We start from the raw sequence: 17,279 nt of genomic DNA on the forward strand, positions 1-17,279 counted from the left end.
GGACTGCCGCTCCATAACAGCCGAGCCTTCCACGAAGGATGGGCGAGCCAGCAGCGGGACCGTGCGCGCGACATGGCGGCTGCCCGTCTCGGCTACGTCTCGGTTCGGCCGCTCGCCGCCGACATCCTCTCCGACCCGGTGGGGACGCGGGAGGCGCTCCGGGAGGTTCTGGACGTGCTCGGGCCGAAGTTCACCGGCGTTCACGGTTCACAACGCAGGAGAAACCGTCGGCAGACCGTCCTGTGACCGCCGAATCGGCCGTCCGAGCAGAGGAGTCCTGAGTTGTGAACCGCGAACGCGAGCGACTCGAATCAGGTGCGGGCGGCGAAGGCCTCGATGAGGCGCGCGGCGGGCTCGGAGTCGCTGATGAGGGTGCCGTGGCCGTGGTCCGGGATCACGGCGAGCTCGGCCCCCGGAATCGCGTCGAGGATGTCCTGGCACCAGCTCATCGGTGCCAACGGATCGTCCTCCCCGCGGAGCACGAGCACGGGGCACTCGATGCGGACGAAGGCCTTCTCGGGCTCATGCACGATGGTCGCGCGCATCTTGCGGATCAGGTGCGGGCCGCCACGGAGGTATTCGCGGGCGCCGCGCCAGATGACCAGGGGGCGCTCACCCAGGAGGTCCTGCAGGAGATACCGCGCCTGGGCGCCGATGTTCCGCTCGGCCTTGTCGACGGTGGGACCTGCCAGCACGACCCCCGCGACGAGGGAGGGGTGCCGGGCGGCGAGCTCCGCGGCGATCTGGCTCCCCATCGAGTGCCCGATCACCACGACCGGACCCGCGTCCACGTGGCGGAGGTATGCGGCCACGAGGTCGGCGTGCCGTGGCATCGTCAGGGTGCGCGTGGGCTCGGGGGCCTCGCCGAAGCCAGGGAGGTCGAGCGCGATCACCCGTCCCTGCAGGCGCTGGGTGAGGTCGAGGTAGACGCTGCGCCCCATGCCGATGCCGTGCAGCAGGAGGAAGGTGTGCGGTCCGTCGCCGAAGGTCTCGGCGATCAGGGTCGCTCCTGCGTGCTCGAACTCGAGGAGGGTGGCCGGCGTCCCCTTCGGGGCGAGGTAGCTGGTGGGCACCTGTCCACGCTAGCCGAGCACCCTCCGTGCTCCTGTCAGTCGGCGGGGGTCAGGGTGAGGGTGTCGACGGCTGCCGCCGTCACGGCCTTCGTGGTGAAGGACCACGGCCGCTGCACGCCCGTCGACCAGTCCTCCGTCTGGTCGACGTAGTGCTGGTGGAAGGCGTGGCCGGAGGCTCCGGTGAGGTGGATCCAGGTCGAGTCGTCGAAGTCGGACAGGTCGATGACCATCCGCATGGAGGGGACGGTGGTCGTCGCATACGAAACGCCGAGCTGCCAGCCGGTCGCATCGACCACCGACGCTCCGCCGCCGACGGGGTACGGGCCGCGGTTGAAGAGCGCCTCGATCGGGGCGATGCCGGACGAACCGAACGTGTCGCTGGTGAGCGTGAGCGCGTGCAGTCCGCCCCAGTTCCACCGCGCGACGTCCGTGCCCTGCAGCCCGGACAGCTCCTCGTACGCCTCCTCGGCGGACAGCGCGAGCATGTCCTCCCTGCTGTCGACGTCGAGCCGCGGGTTGCTCCACAGGGGGTCTGCGGGGTCCTCCAGCATGGCGCCGACGACCGTGAACAGCCGCCCCTGGCCGTCGATCGGCAACGGCTGCTCGCGCTCGCTGAAGATGTTCTGCACGAGGTTGGACCACAGCACGTTCGCGTACGCCGCGGCGGGCGAGGACGCGCTGTTCTGCGCGCCCCACCCTCGGAGCAGCTCGACCGCCTGCTGCGGGCCCGCGCCCTCGACCTCGATGTCGGCCATCGCGGCGGCGAGCTGCTTGCCGATCCACATCTCGCCGTCCATCTGGATCTCGCGCATGTCCTCGGAGGTCAGCGGGCCTGCGGCGGCACGGCGTTCGATGAGGTGCGCGATGCGGGCGGCACGGTAGCCCTGATCCCAGTCCCGGGAGAGGAAGTGCTCGTAGTCGTCGGTGACGATCGCGTTGTTGGCCGTGACGATGTACCCGGAGCTCGGGTTGTACGACACCGGCAGCTCCTCGAACGGGATGTAGCCGGACCAGTCGTAGCCGCTGTCCCATCCGGGCTGCGGCATCCAGCCGTCGCCCGCCCCGCGGATCGGAAGCCGACCGGGCGTCTGGTAGCCGATGTTGCCGTCGACATCCGCGTAGATGAGGTTCTGAGCCGGCACGTCGAACAGGGAGGCGGCTCGGCGGAAGTCCTCGAAGTCCTGCGCCGTGGACAGCGCGAAGATCGCGGTCGCGGTGGTGCCGGGGTCGAGCGCCGTCCATCGGAGGCTGACGGCGTACTCCGCGGCATCGGATCCGGGTGCGGCGGGGACGGACCCCTCGGCGGCGAGACCGGGGGTCGGGTTCTCCGCGATGCCGGTGAAGTCGTCGGTGAGGCCGGAGATGATCGGTCCGTGCACGGTGGAGCGGATCGTGAGCTCGATGTCGTCCCCGCCAGCGACCTCGATGGTCTCCGTGCTCTCCTCGAGCGGGACGAGCGCGCCGTCGCGCCAGTACGAGTCGCCCTCGATGCGTTCGACGTACAGGTCGGTCACGTCGGTGGTGAGGTTGGTGAAGCCCCACGCCACGCGCTGGTTGTGGCCGATGACGATACCGGGCAGCCCCGAGAACGAGAATCCGCCCACGTCGAACGGGCAGTCCTCGTCCACCGTCGAGCACTTGAGCTGCACCTGGTACCAGACCGAGGGGAGGGAGGCGCCGAGGTGCGGGTCGTTGGCCAGCAGCGGCATCCCGGACTCGGTGAGGTCGCCGGAGACGACCCAGGAGTTCGAGCCGATGCCCTCGCCGACGTCACCGACCAGCACGCTCGCCGCCTCGATCACGGAGGACGCCTCCTCCCACTCGACGGTGGTCATGGCCTGCTGCGCCTCACCGTCGTCCTCGGTCAGGGTGAAGGCGGCGGGCTCGGCGCCGGTGTCGAGCGGGGCGACGGTCGAGATCGTGGGGACGATCACGGGGTTCCGGTCGAAGGGGTAGTCCGGGTACAACGTCCCGAGAACGGACTCCACGTCCACCTCCGGATCCTCGGCGAGCTGCCCGGCGAGGAGCGCCCGCTCCGTCTCGTCCTCGACGTTGGTGCGGAGGTCCCAGGCCATCGCCTTCAGCCACGCCACCGAGTCCGCGGGCTCCCACGGCTCCGGTTCGTAGTCGGGGTTCTGCAGCCCGAGGACCGCGTACTCCAGGGACAGCTCGGCGCCGGACCGCGACGACAGGTACGCGTTGACACCGTCCGCGTAGGCCTCGTAGTAGCCGCGGGTCACGTCGTCCATCGCCTCGACCTCGGCCTCGGCGGTCTTGCGCCAGCCCAGGGTGCGGAGGAACGCGTCGGTGCCGGCCTGGGAGGCGCCGAACAGCTCGGCGACCCGGCCCGAGGTCACGTGACGACGGAAGTCCATCTCGAAGAACCGGTCCTGCGCGTGCACGAAACCCTCGGCGAAGAACAGGTCGTCCGAGGAGTCGGCGGTGATGGTGGGCACGCCGCTGGCATCGCGCTGCACCGTGACGTCGGCCGTCAGCCCCTCCAGCGCCGTCGAACCGGAGGTCTGGGGAAACGAGCGCTGGATCGTCCACGTGACGAAGAACGCGCCCGCGACGGCCACCACCACCAGGGCGGCGACCACGACGAACGCGATGCGTCCGATGCGAGCACCCAGGGAGGGGCGCGGGGGAACGGCGGACGCCGGCGAATCGGTCATCATCGTCGAGAACTCTTTCGGGTAGCCAGGTGGAACTCAGTCCCACCGAGCCCCAGTGCGCGTTTCACGGGTGCGCGCCTTCGCATCATAGCCCCCCGCGCGCACGGCGGGTGCGCGCGGGGTGTGTGGCGGCCTCAGCCGATGAGACTCGGCTGCAGATCCCGAAGGGTCCGACGATGCGTCATGCGGGTGACTCCGATCATCGCGAGCAGCAGCGCGCCGGCCAGCCAGGTGCCGAGCACGGCCAGGTCCCATCCGGCACGGGCGTAGTCACCGCCGTACATGAGCTGACGCATCGCATCGACCACGTAGCCGAGCGGCAGCACGTGGTGCAGCGCCGCGAGTGGGGCAGGCAGGGTCTGCCACGGGAAGGTGCCGCCCGCGGTGACGAGCTGCAGCACCATGAGCACGAGTCCGAGGAACTGCCCGACCGAGCCCAGCCAGACGTTGAGGGCCAGGATGATCGCGGCGAAGGTCGCCGAGGCGAACATCATCACCCCGAGCGTGCCGAGCGGGTGGTCGAACGCGAAGCCGAGGGTGAGTGCGAGGATCCCCATCAGCCCCAGCATCTGGACCGCGCCGAGCATCGCCGGGGTCAACCACCCCGCGAGCGTGATCCGGATCGGGGAGTGAAGCGCGGTGACGGCACGGCGCGAGATCGGCTTCACGATGAGGAACAGCGCGTAGATGCCGATCCAGGCCGAGAGGGCCGCGAAGAACGGGGCGAGGCCGGCGCCGTAGTCCTCGGCGGAGGCGACCTTGTCGCTGGACACCTTCACGGGGTCCGCGATGGTGTCGGCCTGCAGGGAGCGCAGGTCGGGAGTGGAGGCGGGGATGGCCTGGACGCCGTCGGCGAGGCCGTCCCGCAGCTCCGCGGTTCCGGAGGACAGGGTTTGCAGGCCGTCGCGCAGCTGGGCCGCGCCGGTGTTCGCCGCGGCGGCGCCGGTGGCGAGGGTGCCCGCGCCGCTGGCGAGCTCGCTCGCTCCGGACGCAACGGACGCGGAGCCGGCGGCGAGCTGATCGACCTTGTCGACGGCGTCCTGCACCTGCGCGTTTCCCTCCTCGATCCGAGTGCCCAGCGGATCCAGGCGGGCGAGCACCTCGTCGATCTCCTCCGGCGTGAGTCCCCGCTGCGTCAGGAGGTCGGCGATGTCCGACCGCACCTGCGGGAGAGCGTTCGTCGCCTCCTGCACCGCGGCTCCCGCGCGGTCGGCGACGTCGGCGAGCTGGCGGTTGCCTGCGCTCACCTGCTGGGCGCCGTCGGCGAGCGTCCGGGCGCCCGAGGCGAGCTGAGCCGAGCCGTCGGCCAGCTTCGCGGTCCCGTCGGCCAGGGTGGTGCTGCCGGAGGCGGCCGTGCTCGCGCCGTCGGCGAGCTGGGTGGCACCGTCGGTGGCCGAGACCAGGTTGTCCCGCACCTCGCTGAGGCCGGTCAGCAGTCGTTCCGCGGCCTCGCTGCCGACCATCTCGGCGACGGAGCTGCGGATCTTCTCGACGGCCTGCGATCCCATCGACGAGGCGAGGTAGTTGTTCGCGTCGTTGGTCTCCAGCTCGATGCGGGCCTGATGCGGATCGTCGCCCGCGGCGGACGTGAGCGCGGCGGAGAAGTCGGCGGGAATGGTCACGGTGAAGTCGACGTCGCCGTGACGCAGCGCGTCCGCCGCCTGGTCCTCGTCCATCCGCTGCCAGTCGAAGGCGTTCCCCTCGATTAGATTCTCCGCGACGTCCTCGCCGTAGTTGACGGTCTCGCCGCTTGCGGGCTCGGTTCCGGTCGTGGGGGCGGGCGCGCCCTCGTCGTCCACGACGAGGGCCACGGGGACCTCGGAGAACTTCGCATACGGGTCCTGGTTCGCCCAGAGGTAGAGGCCGCCATAGAGGATGGGCACGCAGATGAGGGCCACGAGGGCGAGGATGCCCATGCGGCTCGCGGTCAGGCGGCGGAGTTCGGCGGCGATCATGGCGGGAACCTTCATCGCACTTCTCCTTCCTCGCCGGTGCCGGCGGTTTCGTCCTGGGAGTCCTCGGAGTCCTCGGACTCCTCGGGTGCCTCGGATTCGTCGGGGTCGGCGACGTCTTCGGGGTCGGCGACGTCTTCGGGGTCGGCGTCCTCTTCGGGGTCGGCGTGAGCGGGGCGCTCGAGGACGAGCGGCTCGATCGGGCCGGAGGCGTTGATCGCGTCGAACTCGTGCATGCGCTCGAGGGCGACCGCAGCCGAGCCGCCGACGATCACGAGCATCGCGTAGCCACGGTCAGCGAACTCGGCCGCGATGCGCCACCAGCCGTCCGGGCTGCCGCCGTGGCGGTCCGGGGCGACGAGCACGATGCCGCCGACGCCCTCGCGGAGGACCGCAAGCTCACAGAGGATGCGCACGCGCGCGGCCGGGTCGACCGAGCCGATCGGCACGGCAGCGAGTTCCTCGAAGCCCATGCGGCCGAGCCAGCGGCGGGCGTGGAGCGGCGTCGCCCCGCGGCCCGCGAACATCAGCTCCTCGCCCACGACCCCCGCGAGGGTGATGTCCGGGTGCGGGTCACTGACGTCCGGGGCGTCCACGAGGGCGACGCGACGGCGCAGCTCTTTCGGGCTCGCGGCGGCGTCGATCGTGACGCGGCCGGTGTCCGGGCGCATCCGCCCGCTCGCGATGAGGCCGAGGACGGTCGGTCGCTGCTCGGTCTCCGCGAGCGCGTACCGGACGGCGCCCGAATGGAACTCGAGACTCATCGCCGGGAGCGCCTGGCCGGAGCGGCCCTTGCTCACGTCGTGCAGGGCGATCCTCATGCGGGCACCTCCTGCTCCTCGGCCACGAGGTCGGGATGGGCGGCGAGGAGGTCGTCCGCCTCCCGCCAGGAGAGCCCGGCGATGCTGAGCACGGCGCGGACGGCGATGTTCTCTGCGCCGCTGCTCTGCGCATCGGTCCGGGCGACGACGGTGCGGGCCATCTCCTCGATCAGGCGCGCGAGCGTGGGCGCCGTGAGGTCCGTGCGGAAGCTGCCGTCCTGCTGCCCCCGCCGTACGAGTGCAGCGACGCTTCGGCGCAGCGGGGCGAGGGCATCGGCGGTGTGCTGGACGTGCGTCTCATCGAGAGCGAGGGCGGCGGCAACCTGGATGTGCGCGGCCTCATCCCAGAGCCGTGCGGCGAGACGGGCGAGGGCGAGGCGGGCGTCCGGGTCGTCGATCGAGGCGGCGATGGCGTTGAAGCGCTGGGCGCCGGTGGAGACGAGCTCGCGGATCAGGGCGTCGCGATCCTCGAAGTGGCCGTAGAGGGTGCGGCGGGAGAGGCCGGCGGTCCGGGCGATCGCGTCGATCGAGGCGTGGGGGTCGGAGGCGAGGGCGGCGCGGGCCGCGGACAGGATGCCGGCGCGGTTCTCCACGGCGTCGCGACGAAGAGCACGAGGAGTCATCCCTTCATCGTAATAACCTGCACATCAATGTGCAAGATCACTCGGCAACCTCTCAGCGCCCCCGCGAGGCCCTCGGCTGCTCCACAGCCAGAAGTGTTATGTTACGCGTCGCGCTACGGCGCATTTCTCAGTGGAGAGACCGGTCCGAGCCGGGCGCTCCGGTGAGATCGGTCCAGTGATCGGCGGGGGGACGCCATGATCGAGACGAACGACGATACGCGCGCGTGCAGCGGGGCATCGGGGGACGCGAACGCACACCGCGTCCTGCAGAGCCGGCTGGCCGACGCCATCCTGACGGGCGAGCTCGCTCCGGCGGCACGTCTGGACGACGCACGGCTCGCGGCCGCTTTCGGCGCGGCGAGACCAGAGGTCCGCCGCGCGCTGGACGGGCTCGCCGCGGCCGGGCTGATCGCGGTGCGCCGAGACGGCACGCGATCGGTGACCGTGCTGGACGGCGACCGCGCGCGGGACGTGGTGGCGATGTTCGGCGACGTCTGGATCGGTTCCGTCCGACACGCGATGAGCCTGCTCCACGCCGACGATGTCGCCTATCTGCAAGAGCTCATGGACGACGTAACGCTCGCGGTCGGGGCCAGGGACGTCGCTGCCTTCGCGGCGGCGGTGCGCGTCTTCGCGGTCGCATTCGCCCGGATCGAGGGGAACACGGAGCGTGCGGAGCTGCTCGCGAGTCTGGGGGCGCTCCTCGGGTGCATCACCCGGCGCGCGGGAGGGTCCTTCGACTGGTCCGACGTGAGCGCGGCGGTCGCACGGATCGCGGCTGTCCTGCCCGACCGCGACGCCGCGGCGATGCGCGCCGCTCTCATCGCCCTGTTCGACGACGTGCTGCCGAGCATCGTCGACCACGCGGTGGCGCAGGCGCGTCCCCTCGCCGCGGCCTGACGACCGCAGAGCGCGAAACGGGCACCGGGCGCGTGCCCGAACCGTGCTCTCAGTCGGTGCCGGAGTCGAACGCGGCGCGCTCGGAGGCGGTGTCGACGGCGTCGGCGAGGTTCTCGTCGGCCTCGGAGATCGAGCCGTGGACCGACTCGGTGATCTCGGCGGACTCGCCCGCGGTCACGCGGCCGACGAGCTCGCCGGTGGCTCCGCCGACGAGGCCGAGGCCCGCGTACTGCTCCAGACGCGCGCGGGAATCGGCGATGTCGAGGTTTCGCATCGTGAGCTGACCGATCCGGTCCACCGGTCCGAACGCGGCGTCCCCGACGCGCTCCATGGACAGCTTCTCGGGTCCGTACGACAGGTTGGGGGAGACGGTGTCGAGGATCGTCCAGTCGTCACCGCGGCGCAGGCGGATCGTCACGGTGCCCGAGATCGTCGAGCCGACCCAGCGCTGGATGGACTCGCGGAGCATGAGCGACTGCGGCTCGAGCCACCGACCCTCGTACATGAGGCGGCCCAGGCGGCGCCCCTGCTCGTGATAGGTCGCGAGGGTGTCCTCGTTGAGGATGCCGTTGACGAGACGTTCGTACGCGATGAACAGCAGCGCCATGGCCGGAGCCTCGTAGATGCCGCGCGACTTGGCCTCGATGATGCGGTTCTCGATCTGGTCGCTCATGCCGAGGCCGTGCCGTCCGCCGATCGCGTTCGCCTCCTGCACCAGGGCGACCGGGTCGCTGAACTCGACGCCGTTGATCGCGACGGGACGGCCGCCCTCGAAGGTGACCGAGACGTCCTCGGTCTCGATAGCGACGGACGGATCCCAGAACTTCACGCCCATGATCGGGTCGACGGTCTCCAGCGAGACGTCGAGGTGCTCGAGCGTCTTCGCCTCGTGCGTCGCGCCCCAGATGTTCGCGTCGGTGGAGTAGGCCTTCTCGGCCGAGTCGCGGTACGGGAAGCCGTGCGCGACGAGCCACTCGCTCATCTCCTGGCGACCGCCGAGCTCTGTCACGAAGTCCGCGTCGAGCCAGGGCTTGTAGATCCGCAGCCGCGGGTTGGCAAGCAGCCCGTAGCGGTAGAACCGTTCGATGTCGTTGCCCTTGTAAGTGGAGCCGTCGCCCCAGATGTCGACGCCGTCCTCCCGCATCGCGCGCACGAGCAGCGTGCCGGTGACCGCCCGGCCCAGCGGCGTGGTGTTGAAGTACGTCTTGCCGCCGGAGCGGATGTGGAAGGCGCCGCAGGACAGGGCGACGAAGCCCTCCTCGACCAGCGCCGTCTTGCAGTCGATCAGCCGCGAGGCTTCGGCGCCGTACTCCAGCGCGCGGCCGGGGATCGACGCGATGTCGTCCTCGTCGTACTGTCCGAGGTCGCCCGTGTAGGTGAAGGGGACAGCACCCTTGTCGCGCATCCACGCGACGGCGACGGAGGTGTCGAGTCCTCCGGAGAAGGCGATGCCGACGCGCTCGCCGACGGGCAGGGACTGGAGGACCTTGGACATGGCTCTCAGTCTATCGGCGAGCGACCCGCCCCTTTTCGTGCCGTCCGGCCTCTTTCGTGCGCACGCAGGGGGTGGCTCGCACGAAAAGGGGTGGGTCGCGGGAGGATGGGGGGGTATGGGTGGAGCGATCCTGTGGGGAGCCGTCGCCGCGGCACCGCTGTTCGTGGGGGCGGTGCTTGCCCTCGTGCGCACGTGGCCGCCGCGGTGGCTGGGCATCGTGCTGGGTTTCGGTGCCGGCGCCCTGATGGCCTCCATCGCGTTCGAGCTCTGGGAGGAGGGCCTCGATCGCGGCGGCCCGGTCCCGCTCGTCACGGGCGTCGCCCTCGGAGCGCTCAGCTACTACATCGCCGCCCGGATCCTGGACGCCAGGGCCGCCAAGACGAAGGGGAAGGCCGGGGGAGGACAGCTCGCGGTGGGGGCCCTCCTCGACGGCATCCCGGAGCAGCTCGTCCTCGGCATCGGCCTCGCGTCCGGAGAACCGGTCAGCATCGCGCTCGTCGTCGCCATCCTCGTGTCGAACCTCCCCGAGTCCATCGGCTCCGCCGCCGACCTCCTCGACGACGGCATGCGGCGGTCTCGGGTTCTTCTCCTGTGGGCCGGCGTCGCCGTCCTCTGCGCCGCCGCCACCGTCGCCGGGTTCGCGCTCGCCAGCGTGACCGGAGAGGTCTTCCGCTCCGGCGCGAGCGGGTTCGCGGCCGGAGCGCTGCTCGTCATGCTCGTGGACTCGATGGTGCCAGAGGCCCAGTCGAAGGCCAAGGAGTCCACCGGCCTCGCGACCGTCCTGGGATTCGCGCTCGCCGCAGGGCTCGCGTTCGCATCCTGAGCGCCGCCGCCGTGCGACGGGTCAGACGCCGCCCTCGCGGGCGTCGCGTCGAACGCTGCGCCCCGTGATGCTCTCGATGCGGAACGACAACGGAAGGTCGCGGTCGTCCCCGGCCCACGGGTTCACGCGCGCCGCGGCGCCCGCTGCCCTGTCGTCCGCCACCCGGGCGAGGGTGCCGTGCATCAGCACGCTCCAGCCCAGACCGCCGATCGGATCGTGGTAGTCCACCTCGAACGACACCTCGGCCGGTTCGACGGAGAGAGCCGCCAGCCGGCCGTCTGCAGACGTGCGCAGGAGCAGCTCCTGACCCGAGACCGCGAAGTTCACCGGATGGATCTGCACCCGACCGCCGTCGAGGTACCCGATCCGGCCCACTGTCGTGGTCGCCAGCAGCTCGTAGGACTGTTGTTCGTCGAGTTCGTGGATCACGCGGACACTCCCTCCCCTGTGCGGCCAGTGTAGCCGCGACGAAGGCGGTCATCGAGGGCCGCGAGGCGGAATCACCCGGTGAGGACTCAGGCCCGCCAGGTCGTCAGCTCGGCGGTGAGCTGAGCGAGATACTCGGCGGGGCCGGCCTCCGCGAACCACAGCCACAGCTCCGCCGCGTGGATCGGGTACCACGCCCGGACGCGGGCGGCATCGGCGCCGTACCCGTCGATGAGCGCTCGCTCGCTCCGCGGATCCTTCCGGGCGGCGCCCCACGCGGCGCGCGCCAGCTCGCGCAGCGGATCTCCGCGGTGGGCAGCCTCCCAGTCCACGACCCCGGTGATGCGTCCGTGCTGCCCGAGCAGGTTTCCGTCGGTCCAGTCGCCGTGGCAGAAGACGCTCCCGGAGGCCGCGGGGATGGTGAGCGGGAGGGCCGGAGCGTCGGAGGTGCGGTAGCGCTCGATGATCGCGGCATCGTCGGGCGCGGGAAGGAGGTCGTCCGGAGCGTCGAGCCGATGAAGTGCGCGGAGCAGCGGCGCCGAGGCTCGGAGAGTCGCGATCCGGGTGTCCGCGTCGGCATCGTCCAGGCGCGATCCGGGGAGTGCGGTCATGAGGATCATGCCCGGTCGTTCCTCGATCACCTCGGGCACGGGGAGTCCGGAGCCCGCGAGAGCGCGCAGTGCCCGCAGCTCGTTGCGGTGCCGCGCGGGGTCGGACAGACGCTTCTCGACCAGCCGCTGCCCCCCGCGCTCGACGAGCCGCACCGCGCCGACCGCACCCTGCCTCATCCCGTCATCCTCGCACCCGGGCAGGCACGGTCACTCGAAACCGGGGTAGTCTCGCAGTCGCTCCTCGAACTCGGCGCGGTCGGCCTCGCTCAGCACCTTGCCGGCGATGACCACGAGCTGCAGTCCCTCGATCGGCTCGCCGGTGCGAGCGCTCTGCGCTTCCCGCGACGTGCGGAATCCGCCATCAGCGTCGTTGGACAGGTCGTAGATGTTCGCGTAGAAGCGCAGCGGGTCGGGGTAGTTCTCGGTGTAGTACTCCCACGTCGTCTGCGCGCGTGGGTCGTCGCTGCCGTACAGCTTGGCGATCATGGACGGGTCGATGCCGGAGTTCGTCGGATCGTTGAACGAGTAGAGGTTCCACAGCCCATGCTCGACCACGACCTCGTCGATCGCCGCCATGACCTCGGACTTGCGTGCGTAGCCCTGCAGCGGCTGCTCGGTCGCCCAGGCCGGTGAGGTGTACTCCGACAGCATCGACTCGCCGCCGTAGCCGTTCCGCTCCGGCCGCAGGTCCTCTTCCCCGACCTGGACCCATGTGAACCCGAAGTCCGCGGTCAGCCGGTCCCGGATATCGGAGAACAGTGCGTCGGCTTCGGCGCGCACTTCCTCGATCGACTGCTGGGTGAGCGCCTCCTGCGGATCGGTGCCTTTGATTCCGGGGTAGGCCTCCGCATGGCGCTGCTCCGCCGTCTTCGCCCCCTCGTAATCCCCTGACGCCGACGTGCGCAGCGCGCTGAGGGCACCGACGGTGGCGACGTTGAACAGGAGGGTGAGGGCGAGGGCGATGACGCCCAGGCGCCGTCCTCCGGGGACGAAGAGCGCGGCGACGATCAGTCCGAGCACCACGAGCTGCAGCGTGATCATCGTCACTCCGTACAGCAGATCGGTCCCGCCGACCACGAGCGTGCCGAACAGGATGAGCACGAAGAGGATCGCGGAGACCAGGGCGATCCATCCCAGCGCGTTGGTCGGCGCCTTCGACTCATCGACGGGCGGAGCGGGAAAGGCGGGCGGCGTGAGGTCGACCTGCTGCTGCCGACGCGCCCCGCGGTAGCCGCCGGGCGGAGGGACGGGAGGCGCTCCCTCGGTGCCGCCGATGTAGCGGGCACGCTGCCGCTCGCGGTCGCTCACCACGGCTTGTCCGTCCCCGTGCCGCCGGGCTCGTCGCCCTGCCGCTGATCGCGTTCCTGCGTGCCCTGCTCGAGCTTGTCCTGGAGGTCCTGCAGCTTGTCGTCCGACGGCTGCGGCTGTTCCTCCTCGTCCTGCGGCTCCTGCGGCTGCTCCTGCTGTTCCTGTTCCTGCTGCTTCTGCTTCAGGCGGTCCTCGGTGTTCTGGAGCGTGTCCGACATGTCGCGCTCGGGGTCGGGGGACTGCTGCTGCGCCTCGTCACTGTCGCACTCTTCGGGGGTCTCGACGGTGACGGTCAGCGCCTCGCCGTAGAGGGCGGTCGCGGCTGCTCCGTCGCCGTCCGCGCGTGCCGCGTCACCCAGGCGCTCGATGACGAGGGCGAGGTTGATCCGGACGGCGCACACCTCGAGGCCGCTCGCGAGATCAAGGGCCCGCTCCAGTTCGACGCGGGATTCGGCGAGCTGCTCGGCGCCTGCGAGGGCCGTGCCGACGTTGTACGGCGCTTTGTAGGGCTCGAACCAGTTCAGGACGTCTTGCCCGCGTGCGGATGCCTCGGAGCCCGCGAAGTCGTCGACGACATAGGCGGTGATGGCCTGGTGGGCGAACGCGTACATGCTCAGGAGCTTGCCGACGAAGAGCAGGGCCGCGAGGGTGAGCGGGATCGTGCCGATCACGACCCAGCGGCGGATCAGACGGCGACGGCGGTTCGCGTGGAGGAGGGCTGCGGCGGCGTCGTCCTGCGCAGGCGTCACGACGCTCCTCCTCCCCTGTCGTCGGCGTCTGAACATCCTATCCGCGACGGCGGAGCGCGACGCCGTGTGCGATGAACGCCGGCCCCGGAGGTCGAGGCCGGCGTTCGTCGCGGTGGAACCGGTTCGGCTACTGCGCCGCCGTGACGCGGAACGTGTCAAAGGACACGTCGAGCGGCGCGGTCGCACTGGCCGAGCGACTGCCGCTCAGCCCCACGCCTCCTGCGGGCAGGGGAGCCGTGTCGGTCGCCCGCAGTTGCCAGTCGGCGGGCTCGGTCGTCTCCGTCGCCCACAGCTTCGCGACGAGCGAGGTCTTGTCCGCCCCCGTCACGGCGACCTTGAGCGTGTAGGCGGTGCCCGGCGTGACGGCGACGCCGCTCAGCGCCCGGGTCGCGAGGACCGTGCCGTCGCGGTGCGCCACGAGCCAGACGGTGCCGTCCGGGCGGAGCCACGCGCGGACGAGATACCTGCCGGCCGACGAGTCGCGGGCGATGACCCCGATGTAGGAGCCTCCGGTGCTCGCGGGCTGGTCGATGCGGAAGGTCGTCTCCAGGGCGGGGTCGGGCACCGACGGCGCGTTCAGCGTCGCGTGACGGGTGTCGCCTGCCGGCAGCTTCAGTCGGCCGAACCCGTCGGCGCCGGTGGCCGCGGCGGCGGAGCCGCCCGCGATCTTCCAGGCGCCGCCCGCGGGGGCCTCGCCCCAGCCGGGACCGGCGGTGCGGTCGAAATCGTCGCCGGCGAGCGGGGCGGGCTCGGTCGTCACGACCTCCCGAGTGGTGCTCGCCGAGCCACCGCCGTCATCGGTCACCGTGAGGGTGACCGTGCGCGTCCCCGCCGTGGCGTAGGTGTGGCTGGTGGTCGCACCTTCACCTGTCGTGCCGTCGCCCCAGTCCCAGCGGTAGCTGCGGAGGGTGCCGTCGTCGTCCGACGATGCCGAGGCGTCGGCCGACACCGTCAGCCCCGACGCGGCGACCGTGAACGATGCCGTGGGGAGCGCATTGGCTCCCTGTACCGTGACGGTCTTCGCAGCGGATCCCACGAGATCCTGACTGTCGGTGACCGTGAGCTTGACCTGATACGTGCCGGGCTTGGCATACGTGTGCTTCGGCGTCTTGCCGGTGCCCGTCGAACCGTCTCCGAAGTCCCAGCGGTATCCCGAGATCGTGTTGTCACCCGGCGGCACCGAGGTGCTCTCGAAGGTCGCATCGAGCCCGTCGGTCGTCGCCGTGAAGGCAGCAGCCGGCGTGGCAGAACCCGTGCCGACCGCGTAGTGGGTCTTGACCTGTCCCTCGGTCAACCCGGAGGAGTACACGGCGAACTCGTCGACGTTCCCGGTGAAGGAGGTCGTCTTCGGCACGTTCGGCCAGTTGGCGAGCTTGCCGCCGCCGATCTTCCAGAAGCCGGCGTAGTCCTGTGCGTTCGTCACGCCGGAAAGCTGCTCCTCGAGCCGCCCGTCGACGTAGAGCTTCATGCCGTCAGGGCTCACCGATGCGACGACATGGTGCCACTTGTTGTCGTTGTAGGCGGCTTTCGTCGTGATGACCTTGGTGCCGTTGCTATAGACCCCGAAGTTCAGCCGACCGTCGGCGGACATGTAGACGTTCCGGTCGTAGTTCCTCGACACACCGGCGGCGTTGCTCTCGAAATCGAACAACAGACCGCCCGTCGTGGTCGACGTCTGGAACCACAGCTCGGCGGAGGAGGCGGACGGCGCCGCCAGCTTCGTGGTGGAGTCGATCCGGCCGGTCTGGGTGCCGTCGAGGGCGGTGGCGCCCGCCACGCCCTCCGGCACGCCGGCTGTCAGAGGCTTCGTCCCCGCCCGGAAGATCGGACTGTTCGTGCCGGCCACATCCTGCGCGATGGTTCCCAGCGGGTAGTAGAGCTGGGGTTCGTCGGCGAGGACGGCGTCGGCATACGGCGGAGCGGTCCCGGCGACGGTGACGGTCGCCGTCTTGCTCGAGACGGTGTTGCCGTCGCCGTCCGTGGCGGTGAACGTGTAGTCCTGCTGCGAGCCGACCGGAGCCGTCGTGTCCTCGAACGTCACGGCGGGCAGGTTCCACCAGGTGGAGTCCATCGTCGTGGTGAACAGCGGCGTCTTCGAGTCGCCGCGGCGCAGTTCGTAGGTGAGGCTGAGGTCGTCACGATCCCAGTTGGCGGGGATCGTGACCTTCACGCGACCCGGGACGAGGGATGTCGCGGTGGGCGCCCATCTATCGCCGGAGAGGCGTGGTCCGTCCTTCGGCCCACCGGGAGGAGCCGTCGAGAATCGCACGAGTCCTTCGAACCGGCCGTTGTTGACCGAGCGGAACTCGCCGCCGATCGAGATCATGTCGCCCGTCCCCGTGATGGACAGGCCCGCCTGACCGAGACCGGTGGTCACGCCCACAGCCCAGTCCGGCGTCCACGCGTACGGCGACGGGGCCGGGCTCCCGCCCCAGTCCTTGCGGCCCGGCGCGCCCGGCTGGGGAGCCAGGGTTCCCCGGGCGTCGGCGGTGTAAGCCTCGGAGTAGCGGTGCACCCGCGGAGCCTGCTCCGGGTGGAGGCCTAGCGTCTCGCAGGTGTGGGTGTGGCTGGTCGTGTAGACCACCTTCCCGGTGGAGTAGACGCCGTAGTGATCGCCGATGCAGTCCGCGATCCAGCGGACCTTGCCGGTGCCGGCTTCGGCCGCGAAGGTGCCCTCGAGGGTGCCCGTCGCCGCGTCGGCGTAGCCCCACCCGGTGCCGTACACCCCCGTGGCGTCGGTGGCGAGCCCGAAGGTCCCGGCCTTGCCGGCATAGATGCCGGATCCGGCGCCGTTCTTGACGGTCTTGGCCAGCTCCCAGTCCGTGTTCAACTCGCCCGTGGTCTTGTCGACGGAGGCGCTGCCACGCATCTCGGTGTTGCCGTTGACCTGGGAGAAGCGCCCACCGATGATGGTGTCCTCCCCCGCGGGGTCCATCACCATGGCGTCGACCTGGAGGTCGGTCCGCGGTGCCCAGGGCAGCAGCGCACCGTTCGTGGTGTCGAACGCGGAGAGGTTCTTCCGCGGCGTCCCGTTGGCCTGCGTGAAGAGACCGCCGGCGTAGACGGTCGTCCCGGACGTCGCCAGGGCGTAGACGCCGGATCCACCGATCGACGGGACGAATCCGGGGACGAGCTCGCCGGTCTTCGCGTCGACCGCGGCAATGTTCCAACGGTCCTTGCCGTTGACCTTGTTGAAGGAGCCCCCGATGTAGATGCGGCTGCCGTCGGGTGAGGCAGCCACGGCCTTGATGACACCGTTGACCGTCGGCGCGAACGGCAGCAGCGCACCGGTCTCGATGTCGTAGGCGAGCACGTTGGACCGTGCCGTCAGAGCTGTACCGGGGGCGGCCTTCGGTTCGCGAGCGTTGTCGAACTTGCCGACCGCGTACACCGTCGAACCGATGGTGGTCTGCGCCCAGACGTAGCCGTTGTCGATCTGCACGGTCGGAATCGGGTCGGAGGTGACCACGTTCTCGTCGCGTTGGAGCAACGGCGGCAGGGTGTCCGGCTCCTCGGCCGCCGCGGCGGCGCCGCCTCCCAGAGCGACCAGCCCCGTTGCGACCATCACCCCCGCAATCACTCCGGCGACGCCCGTGCGGGCGCGCTTCCAGACGCGTCTGTTCCCCATATCGCTTCCCCAGTCTTTTCGATGGCCGACCCCACGTCGGCACGACATCGCCGGGCGACCGCTCGCGAATGCTCCCCCAGAGAGCGTTCGAATCGCGACGGAACGCGCCGGCGAACCCCCGTCGGCGACACGAAAGCCTCCGACCGGTAACACAATACCATCCGAAACGGTCGCGACACGCCGCCGCGAGTCGAC

The 17,279-nt window shown here is 70.6% G+C and carries 14 protein-coding genes; 3 read left to right on the forward strand and 11 right to left on the reverse strand.

Annotated features, from left to right (window positions below; all coding sequences use genetic code 11):
* The first annotated feature begins 72 nt into the window (after nucleotides 1-72).
* Nucleotides 73-246 (forward strand): hypothetical protein, encoded by a 174-nt coding sequence (locus FY549_RS16455; RefSeq protein ID WP_159463542.1) that lies wholly within the window; start codon nucleotides 73-75, stop codon nucleotides 244-246.
* Nucleotides 247-311: 65 nt separating this feature from the next.
* Here the strand turns inward: FY549_RS16455 and FY549_RS04715 are convergent, their stop codons facing one another.
* The 5 genes from FY549_RS04715 to FY549_RS04735 all read right to left on the reverse strand — a co-directional run bounded on the left by FY549_RS04715 (nucleotide 312) and on the right by FY549_RS04735 (nucleotide 7,144).
* Nucleotides 312-1,073 (reverse strand): alpha/beta fold hydrolase, encoded by a 762-nt coding sequence (locus tag FY549_RS04715; RefSeq protein WP_149084049.1) that lies wholly within the window; start codon nucleotides 1,071-1,073, stop codon nucleotides 312-314.
* A 35-nt stretch (nucleotides 1,074-1,108) separates the two neighbouring features.
* The gene (locus FY549_RS04720) at nucleotides 1,109-3,748 is read right to left on the reverse strand and encodes a penicillin acylase family protein (RefSeq protein WP_149085994.1); all 2,640 of its coding nucleotides are present in this window, start codon (nucleotides 3,746-3,748) and stop codon (nucleotides 1,109-1,111) included.
* A 134-nt stretch (nucleotides 3,749-3,882) separates the two neighbouring features.
* A complete protein-coding gene (locus FY549_RS04725) occupies nucleotides 3,883-5,718 on the reverse strand; it encodes a YhgE/Pip family protein (protein WP_149085995.1) in 1,836 nt (611 codons plus the stop codon).
* Nucleotides 5,715-6,521, reverse strand: coding sequence for a hypothetical protein (locus FY549_RS04730; protein ID WP_200839032.1), 807 nt, complete (start codon nucleotides 6,519-6,521; stop codon nucleotides 5,715-5,717). The genes FY549_RS04725 and FY549_RS04730 overlap by 4 nt, the downstream gene beginning before the upstream one ends.
* Nucleotides 6,518-7,144, reverse strand: coding sequence for a TetR/AcrR family transcriptional regulator (locus FY549_RS04735; RefSeq protein ID WP_149084050.1), 627 nt, complete (start codon nucleotides 7,142-7,144; stop codon nucleotides 6,518-6,520). Before FY549_RS04735 ends, FY549_RS04730 begins: the two co-directional genes overlap by 4 nt.
* A 195-nt stretch (nucleotides 7,145-7,339) precedes the next feature.
* Here FY549_RS04735 and FY549_RS04740 point away from each other — a divergent pair, with 195 nt between their 5' ends.
* A complete protein-coding gene (locus FY549_RS04740; protein WP_149084051.1) occupies nucleotides 7,340-8,044 on the forward strand; it encodes a GntR family transcriptional regulator in 705 nt (234 codons plus the stop codon).
* Nucleotides 8,045-8,093: 49 nt separating this feature from the next.
* On the opposite strand, the gene argG is transcribed toward FY549_RS04740, so the two are convergent.
* Nucleotides 8,094-9,539, reverse strand: coding sequence for an argininosuccinate synthase (gene argG / locus FY549_RS04745; protein ID WP_025105204.1), 1,446 nt, complete (start codon nucleotides 9,537-9,539; stop codon nucleotides 8,094-8,096).
* A 115-nt stretch (nucleotides 9,540-9,654) separates the two neighbouring features.
* Between argG and FY549_RS04750 the strand changes: the two genes are divergently transcribed.
* On the forward strand, nucleotides 9,655-10,362 hold the full coding sequence (locus FY549_RS04750; protein WP_149084052.1) for a ZIP family metal transporter: 708 nt from the start codon (nucleotides 9,655-9,657) through the stop codon (nucleotides 10,360-10,362).
* A 21-nt stretch (nucleotides 10,363-10,383) separates the two neighbouring features.
* Here FY549_RS04750 and FY549_RS04755 read toward each other — a convergent pair whose 3' ends face one another.
* From FY549_RS04755 to FY549_RS04775, 5 genes are all read right to left on the reverse strand, one after another.
* Nucleotides 10,384-10,791: a pyridoxamine 5'-phosphate oxidase family protein gene (locus FY549_RS04755; protein ID WP_149084053.1), complete on the reverse strand. Its 408-nt coding sequence runs from the start codon at nucleotides 10,789-10,791 to the stop codon at nucleotides 10,384-10,386.
* A gap of 86 nt (nucleotides 10,792-10,877) precedes the next feature.
* The gene (locus FY549_RS04760; protein ID WP_149084054.1) at nucleotides 10,878-11,576 is read right to left on the reverse strand and encodes a phosphotransferase family protein; all 699 of its coding nucleotides are present in this window, start codon (nucleotides 11,574-11,576) and stop codon (nucleotides 10,878-10,880) included.
* Between the two features lie 30 nt (nucleotides 11,577-11,606).
* The gene (locus tag FY549_RS04765) at nucleotides 11,607-12,707 is read right to left on the reverse strand and encodes a hypothetical protein (protein ID WP_200839081.1); all 1,101 of its coding nucleotides are present in this window, start codon (nucleotides 12,705-12,707) and stop codon (nucleotides 11,607-11,609) included.
* Nucleotides 12,704-13,456 carry a hypothetical protein gene (locus FY549_RS04770; RefSeq protein WP_200839080.1) on the reverse strand — a complete coding sequence of 251 codons (753 nt, stop codon included), beginning with the start codon at nucleotides 13,454-13,456 and terminating at the stop codon, nucleotides 12,704-12,706. Before FY549_RS04770 ends, FY549_RS04765 begins: the two co-directional genes overlap by 4 nt.
* A 127-nt stretch (nucleotides 13,457-13,583) precedes the next feature.
* Complete coding sequence (locus FY549_RS04775) at nucleotides 13,584-17,084, reverse strand: PKD domain-containing protein (protein ID WP_262381139.1); 3,501 nt, start codon at nucleotides 17,082-17,084, stop codon at nucleotides 13,584-13,586.
* Nucleotides 17,085-17,279: the final 195 nt, after the last annotated feature.

Source organism: Microbacterium sp. 1S1, assembly GCF_008271365.1.
In the GTDB taxonomy this organism is placed as follows: domain Bacteria; phylum Actinomycetota; class Actinomycetes; order Actinomycetales; family Microbacteriaceae; genus Microbacterium.